Genomic DNA, 7,920 nt, shown 5'->3' with positions numbered 1-7,920 from the left:
TCCAAATTCTTATGCCCACCGCACCTACTCGGATCAAACTTTCCCCCGCCCTTCTGTCATTACTTCCGCTTCTCTCGCTGACCGTGCCCTTGATGTTCCGAAATCCTACCCTTCGGCATAAAACTGCACCCCGCATCTGCCTGGTTGAAACTTTCCTCCTGTTTTTCCTGTCATTACTTTCGCGTATTTACCGGTCGCGCCCTTTTTTGGTGACGTTTTGACCCTCCCGGTGCGGTTGCGCCCTCCCGAGATGGCAATTGTGCTTGAAATTGGGGCGTTTTGCCGGTATTGGGAGGGTGGTTTTGTCTTGGGAGGGTGGAAACGGCGCGCAGACCTGACTTTCCCCGCACTTGCGACTGGTCGTGCCAGTGACGTACTCGCACTTAGAACAGTAATAGCAGAGCAGACAAAACGGTCAGGATGGTGACAATGGGGTCGAAGATTTTGTTATCAATACGTCCTATCCAACGCCTCCCCAAGAGGGCTGCCCCAAGGACAAGGGGAGCTAGGCACGCAGAAAGTAGCAAAAGTTCATGGGTAATCAGACCAATTCCGGCAGAAAAGGGCAATTTAATCAGGTTGATAATAAAGAAGAACCAGGCTTGCGTTCCTAGAAAGCGGCGTACTTCGAAACGTGAGGCTAGGAAATAGAGGGATACTACCGGTCCTCCCGAATTTGCTGCCATCGTGGTGAATCCCGATAGCGAACCGTAAAAAAGGCGGGCAGGAAGGGAAGTACTCATCGCGGTAGCAAGGTCGCCTCCGCTGCGACGTGCATACCAGATTAGCCCCAAAGTAATAGCGGTCAGTATCAAGATAATTATCCCGATAGAAACTTTCATTACCTGGTTAGAAACTGTTGCCAGAAAAGCTGCGCCAATCAATACCCCGATTACTACTGGTGGAAAAAGCGCGCGCAGAACTTTCCAATCCACGTCCTTGCGGTAAGTCCAAACCGCCAGTAAGTCTCCGGTAAGCAACATCAGCAACATCAGGGCAGTGGAAGTGCGGGGCGGTATTACGGCGGCGAGGATGGCTACCGGTATGCACGCCAGACCAGGGAGAGCAGTTTTTGCGAGTCCACACAGCAAAGCGCAGATTGCCAAAATGAAGATAACTTCGGGGCTAAGAGTGGACATTACCCTCCTTTGTGCGCAGCTCGGTTAAAAACGTGGCGGGATATTTAGCTGTGACCACTTAATAAATACTGCCGGCTTCTAGGAAGGCAGTACCTTAACGTGGTAGCTGGTTTGACCAAGAAAAGCCAAAAAGTTCTATTGTTGGCACATTTTTATAGTAGCGCTAATTAACTGTTTAGTGTTCTTCGGGTTGCCAAAAAACAGCTATTTTTAGTGCTTAACCCGCTATATCTCTAGCTTCTTTCATGGTTGCAGTCGCCAGGAATAGATTATTTGTTAAAATGTATAGACAAACATCTAAAATTGTTTCATACTGGAACTAATTGACTAATTGGCAGGGTCGGCAATTAAGCCAAAGCCTCCCGGTAAAAAGGTGTCACCCTAAAGCTAGCAAAGGAGCAGAAAATGACGATTCCCGAGACGATGAAAGCCGCAGTTCTCCGCGACATTGACAAGGGACTGGAAGTGAATGAGATTCGCACTCCCCACCCCCGAGCTGGCGAGGTACTTATCAAAGTTGCTGCTTGTGGGCTTTGCCATTCCGACCTACACGTAATCGGGGGAGCTATTGATTTCCCTAAGCCCTGCGTCCTCGGACATGAAGTTGCCGGACAAATCGTGGAGCTAGGTGAAGGCAATGAACATACCGGTCTGAAAATAGGTCAGTATGTTTCCGGAGCTTTTCTCATGCCCTGTGGTCAATGCGAAGCCTGCGCATCAGGGCGTGATGACCTGTGCGCACCTTTCTTTGAGCTAAATCGTTTACAAGGAAAACTCTATGATGGGGCTACTCGCCTGGCTGACCTAGATGGTAGGGAAATCGCAATGTATTCCATGGGGGGATTGGCTGAATATGCAGTTGTACCTGCTACTTCCGTGGCTGTTGTGCCGGAAAGTATGGATTTGGTTTCCTCGGCAATTATCGGGTGTGCGGCTTTGACTGCCTATGGGGCGGTACGACGCGGCGCTGACCTGCGTTTTGGAGAATCGGTGGCAGTAGTTGCAACCGGGGGAGTAGGTTCAAACATTATCCAGATTGCCAAGGCTTTTGGAGCTAGCCAAATTGTGGCAATAGATGTATCCGATGACAAGCTCGCCAGCGCTAAAGAACTGGGAGCTACCGAGGTGATTAACTCACTAACGTCTAATGCGCGAGAAGAAGTATTGAAGATTACCGGAGGGCGGGGCGTTGATGTGGCCTTCGAAGCGCTCGGTCGTCCCGAAACTTGGAATACTGCCTTGGATGTAATTAAAGACGGAGGGCGTATGGTTCCGATTGGGCTGGGCGCAGGCGTACAAACTGCCCAGGTAGAAATCAATCGCCTGGTGCGCCGCTCGCAGCGTATCTTGGGATCTTATGGAGCCCGTACCCGCCAGGATTTGCCGGAAGTAATTCGTATGGCTGCTAAGGGTTTGATTAGTTATCAAAAAATTGTTACCAAGCGAGTTCCCTTAAATGAAGCAAACGCGACCTATAAATTGCTTTCTCAGGGCAAAATACAAGGTCGCGCGGTTGTTGATATGTCGCTGTAGCTTATTTGTCTTGTAGACCAAAATAGATGGTGGACCAGCCAAGAGCGAAACCGCTGGCGGCGGTTAGTAGTCCGCCTAAGATGGTGGTGATGGTAAACCCAGCAAATACTCCAACCAGGGAAACTGCTACTCCAAAAATCATTAAGGCGACAAAGGAAATGGTGGCAACCATCTTTGGGTCTTCGAGACGAGTGGAGGCTCTAGAGATTGAGGGGGCAAGTACGCTAGCCATTTTTATTCTCTCTTTCTGTTATCGCGATTCGAGAAGTTTCTGAAACTTCCCTCTTCGTGGAAACGTTTACATGAATACTATAGAAAGCTTGATTTCATGTAGTCAATACGAGGGCGTGAAAAATTAGAATCCCGGGTTAGGGGCTGGGTTCAAGGTGGCTAAAACTCCTGGTAGAAGGGGTGTAATTTAGATTAAAACCATTTTTATGAAAACGGTTACATGTACCCATTTTGTACGGGGAACAACTAAAACTCGCGCCTTCCACGCCGTTTCTTAGGTGGTCAAAACCCGAGAGTGCGCCCTCGAAAAAGAGTAGAAACTGCAAAGGATAAGCGGGGGAAATCTAGGGTCATAGTGCGCCCTCGAAAATAGACCCGCTCGTCCTTAAAAACTGGCTCAACCAGCAGGGGTACACTAGGGTGCTCTTTAGGAGCAAGCAAAATCGCAAGCTGATAAAGGCTCGACGGTGCAATGCTGACAAAACCTCTAAAATAGCTACTTGAGTGCTAATATCCCCATTGATACCAGTAAAGCCGGGCGAGAGAAAGGCGCACAGTGAACCAGATAAAAGCCATGATTTTTGATTTAGACGGAACGCTCTCGCCCTCAAAACAGGGAATGCAGCCCGAAATGGCAAAAACATTCGCCCAGCTAACCCACGTCCTCCCTACCGGGGTAATCAGTGGGGGCTCGTTTGAACAGTTTTCACGGCAACTGCTAACCAGTGTTGAACCCCTAAACTATGAACCGCAAAATTTGCACCTAATGCCAACTTGTGGAACCCGCTATTACCTGTTTGAAAACGGTGATTGGTGTACCCAATATCTGCTCGAAATGTCGCCCGAACTGGTCGATAAAGCGACAAAAGTGATAGAAGAAGTGGCGCGCTCCTTAGGGTACTGGTGTGAAAATCCAGTCGGTGAAATTATCGAAAACCGTGGTTCTCAGCTGACGTATTCAGCTCTCGGGCAGCAAGCTCACCGGGAAGAAAAGGACGCGTGGGATCGCGAGGGGGTAAAACGGGCAGAAATCGCGTCCCAGGTGGGAGCGCGTTTGCCGGAATTAACTGTGCTTTCTGGTGGGTCTACCTCGGTTGATGTAACTATGCGGGGGGTTGATAAAGCCTATGGGATTGAAAAGTTTTTGGAACAAACTGCCCTTCAACCTGGGGAAGTCTTGTTTGTAGGCGATAGGCTCGACCCGGATGGTAATGACTATCCTGCGGTGCGTACCGGAGTGCAGACCCGCGCAACTTCCGGTCCAAAGCAGACCCAAGAAATAATCGAACAGGTGCTTTCCGCGCTGGAGGGCGCTGGTAGTCGCGTATAGAGCTAAGTATTGGCGACGTGCGTGTTGCGCAAGGAGTGCGCGAGAGGAGCGCGCCCAATTTATAGTTGCGCAGAGGCTCTAGATGCGAATAGCAGTCAGTGCCCGGCAATAATGCATTATAATCAGGCACTGACCGATAGCGGTCTAGGCTGCTAGCAATTAACGCGAATGGGACGGTTATTGACAACGTGTCGGCGGATAGCAACCCCAGATACAAACATTGCCGCAGCGATTAAGAGCGAAACCACTCCGACACTACCGGTGCTAGCTAGAGCATTTTTACCGGTTTGCCCATTTCTCTTTGGTTGAGAAATAGTTTCTGCCCTGTGCGAAGTAACCGGCTTGGCGGAAGGTTTTACGCTTCGAGCTGTATTATCCGCTAACTGACTGTGAGCTTTGTCTTTAGGCTCTGAAGTTGGGCTGGCACCGCTTGAGGAGGAAGTTTTTGCCGGGGTGGCGACATTCTTCCCGTTAGTGCTGGGTGCGGTTTCGGGTGCCGCCTCTTTTTGGCTGCCTACTTTAGCGGTTGATACCGCAGGGCTGCTCGCGGGCTTGGAGTCTTGCTGGGGTGAGGACGTGGCTCTGCCTGCGTTAGCAGCCGGTTTAGTGGTAGTGGAATCTTTGCTATTTATTGCCGGAGTGGCGTTGGTATGCCCGGTAGAAGTCTTGGGGTTGGACTTACTTGCGTTTTGCGCCGGTTTCTGGTTCTTTCCTGAGGGCGCAGGGTTGGGTTTAACGGGCTTGTTTTTTTGTTCAGCCTCAGCCTGAGCCTTGGTGTTACTGCTGGTTCCAGTGTTTCCTCCCGCTGGGACATCAACTTTGTTTTTCGCAGGGGTGGTGGGGGCACTTCCGCGAGGGTCTCCAAACCAGCGCTTATAGGTGTTGAAAAAGTTATAGTTTCCGTAAGCAGAGCATGAATCAGGGTTACCGGACAGAAGAGCCTGGTTGGGTTGGTAGGGAGTGTAGTTGTAGAGGCTAGCGGTTGCAGCGTTTTCGATTTTCACTTTGGTTGATCCGCAGTCGGAGTTGGGGGAGAACTGGATTGTAGCGTTTTTACCAGCGCGGAAAGTGTAGTTTTTGGGCAGTGCCCGGTATCTTTGGAACTGCCTGGCTGCTCGGTAGAGCTGGTTTTGTACCCCATAATAAAGCGCATCGCAGGGGCCTGTATCTGGGCAACCATAACCGAGGAGCTTATTTTGGGTAGTTTTGGTTAGGTTTTTGGTGACTCCCGATTGTTCTTTTTGAATAGTAACTAAAAGGACTTTGGGGTTAATCTTGCAGGATTTAGCTACCTTATAGATTATTTGTGAAACTGGCTCGTTCTTTGCGCCTTGGTAACTTTGGCAGTATTTGTCAGCTGCGTAGCTACGAGTATCAAAGCGCAAATTCTTTAGGCAGCCATTCCCTTTGCAATTTGCTCCTTGTATCTGAAGGAATTTTTGAATCTCGGCTTGAGTCATGCTGGGGGAGGACTGATACATATTGGCATCAGAAATAATATTTCCGGGGCGAAAACCGGACTCGCCAAAGGCGGCTGACAGTGGTATCAGCGTGATTGCCATTGCGAAGATAAGGATGCCAGCTGTTATTTTATAGATTTTTTTCTTACTAACCATCGGGAACCAACTTGTTTTAGAAGTTACTGGTGTTACAGAAGTTTCAATTGTGATTAAAGTATATTTTGAGGGTTTTGTCCAGTTTTTCCAAAAATCTTGAACTTTTAAGCTTGGTGATGCTCTAGAAACCTAAAATGCTGGATATTATCCCCAGAGCGTCGGTATCCCCAGATAGAGAAAACTACGCAGTTTCCACAATTAGTTTTTAGGATCTAGCGCGATAGATTTCCAAATGGGAATCTTCCCCTATGGATACACAAACAAAGCCCCCAAACAACTTGGGCAACCCAGAAAACAAAGCAAAAATCCCGTCTCGAATCAGCGCAAAACGACACCGTTATCGCCGATATCGGAAAACCGTGAGCTTGACTGCTGTAGCAGCGCTATTAACTATGCTCTCAGCAGCCATTATAGTCACCGGAGAATCCCCCTCGCAGGCAGCAGATCTCGGAGCCGTATGGATAAACTACGGGAACTCGAAAATGCAGCTAAATGCCCGCAAATCAACAGATGGAACCAAAGTTGCGGTGTGTGCTACTGACAGGCAAATCAACTCTCCGCGCGGAAAATGGGTCAGCTATCAAGGGCGTCGAGCAGTTAGTGCTGGTAGCGAATATCGCTCCAATGCGGCAACATTTGAAATCAGCGCTAAGAAAAAGGGTGCAACCACAGTTTTTGCGGCAGAAAAACAGTATCAGGTCGCCTATCTGGCAGGCCAGCTTCGAGGTGCAATAGAAAAAGGAGAAAAAGAACTCGGGGCAACCGTATATGCTATCCATTCCCTATCTGGCAGGCTGATGTCCCAGCAAACTCAATCTGCCGAGATTAAAAGTCGAGCTAACGAGCTATTGTCACAGGCAAAATCCTATGCAGGACCTTACAAGCTAGGAGGGGCAGAAATAAAACTATCGACCGGATCAACTGAAGGAACACTCAAGTTGCCCATAGTGCAAAGCTCAGCGGGAAACGCTATCTCAAACCTAAATGAAACGGTAACCCTATCTGGTCCCGCCCGCTTCAAAGGAACAAAAAACGCTAATACTATTAGCGTCCTCTCCGCGAATGCCCTCAAAGAACTTCCCATAGAAGTGACTGGTCCGGGAAAAGTTGATGCTCAAATAAACGTGCGAGGACTGCCTCCAACAACCTTTGAAATCTGGGAGCATCAGCGTTGGCAAGATTTACTCATAGCCGGTCCGTTGTCTGCTCTTAGCGGTAACACTTCTATAACGGCTGAACCTCGCCAGTTCTTTAGAGTAAAAACCCAAACCCAGGCAGAAATACACAAACAAAACCAGGGTAACCAGCTTATAGATAAAATCACGGTTAAAGCGGAAGGGCAGTGGGGTAAAAACACTGGTAAACAGACATGGCAAACTGTAAAAATTGATTTGTCGCTATATGGTCCCTTTAGTGAAGCACAAGGGCCTGGGCAAATTCCTGCAGATGCTAAACCAGTAAAGACCTGGCAAATACCTGCCACCCCCGCCAGCCTCGAAGAAGCGGAAAACGGGGTCGCCATCTCTAATGAAAAAGACCCATACCTGGTTGAAAAGCCAGGATTCTATACCTTTGTAGCAGCCGCGCATCGCGCCCTACAACCAGCAGACACCTATTTGAAAGACGACTATGTGCCCGCTTTCTTTGAAGAATCCGAGACTCAGATAGTGCCCTTCACCCCAACAGTGAAAACTCAGGCAAAAGTAGTAATAGATAAAGAGTCGAAGATACTAACCGACCAGGTAGAACTCAAAGGTTTTCCAGACAATCATCCCGAATTTACCGGTAAAGGCAAATGGAAAGCAGATGAAAAAACAGTGCGAAATGATCTGTACTGCCTACCGCAACCAATTAAAAATATGGACGCAAATAAGCGAAAACCTCTCGCTCAAATCGAACTGCCTGCCAAGAACGGAACCTATACCGTGGACAAAGATAAAAAAGGTAAACCTCTCAGCTTAAACGAGTTTCCCTGCAAAGATACCTACGTATTCGTTACTTCCTATGCCGGGGATTCGCGTACACAAGCTATGCGCAGTTCAGAGACTGAAACCAGTGAACAGTACCAGGT

Annotated in this window: 6 protein-coding genes; 3 read left to right on the top strand and 3 right to left on the bottom strand. The window is 48.7% G+C overall.

Features of this window, described 5'->3' with window-relative positions; all coding sequences use genetic code 11:
• Positions 1–383: 383 nt before the first annotated feature.
• On the bottom strand, positions 384–1,139 hold the full coding sequence (locus QZT94_RS05810; RefSeq protein WP_296761116.1) for a sulfite exporter TauE/SafE family protein: 756 nt from the start codon (positions 1,137–1,139) through the stop codon (positions 384–386).
• A 405-nt stretch (positions 1,140–1,544) separates the two neighbouring features.
• Between QZT94_RS05810 and QZT94_RS05805 the strand changes: the two genes are divergently transcribed.
• Positions 1,545–2,672, top strand: a complete 1,128-nt coding sequence (locus tag QZT94_RS05805) for a zinc-binding dehydrogenase (protein WP_296761114.1) — start codon at positions 1,545–1,547, stop codon at positions 2,670–2,672.
• Between the two features lies 1 nt (position 2,673).
• On the opposite strand, the gene QZT94_RS05800 is transcribed toward QZT94_RS05805, so the two are convergent.
• Entirely contained in the window at positions 2,674–2,904 is a 231-nt protein-coding gene (locus tag QZT94_RS05800) for a hypothetical protein (RefSeq protein WP_072510708.1), read from the bottom strand.
• 555 nt (positions 2,905–3,459) lie between these two features.
• Between QZT94_RS05800 and QZT94_RS05795 the strand changes: the two genes are divergently transcribed.
• A complete protein-coding gene (locus tag QZT94_RS05795) occupies positions 3,460–4,233 on the top strand; it encodes an HAD-IIB family hydrolase (RefSeq protein WP_296761112.1) in 774 nt (257 codons plus the stop codon).
• A 152-nt stretch (positions 4,234–4,385) separates the two neighbouring features.
• On the opposite strand, the gene QZT94_RS05790 is transcribed toward QZT94_RS05795, so the two are convergent.
• Positions 4,386–5,849, bottom strand: a complete 1,464-nt coding sequence (locus QZT94_RS05790) for a hypothetical protein (RefSeq protein WP_296761111.1) — start codon at positions 5,847–5,849, stop codon at positions 4,386–4,388.
• Positions 5,850–6,097: 248 nt separating this feature from the next.
• On the opposite strand from QZT94_RS05790, the gene QZT94_RS05785 reads away from it, so the two are divergent.
• Positions 6,098–7,920: hypothetical protein (locus tag QZT94_RS05785; RefSeq protein WP_296773274.1), on the top strand; the 1,823-nt coding region annotated here is incomplete at its 3' end.

This window comes from Varibaculum sp. (assembly GCF_008661855.1).
Lineage (GTDB): Bacteria > Actinomycetota > Actinomycetes > Actinomycetales > Actinomycetaceae > Varibaculum > Varibaculum timonense_A.
The sequence above is the reverse complement of the archived record's forward strand: the minus strand, read 5'-3'. Positions and strand labels throughout refer to the sequence as shown.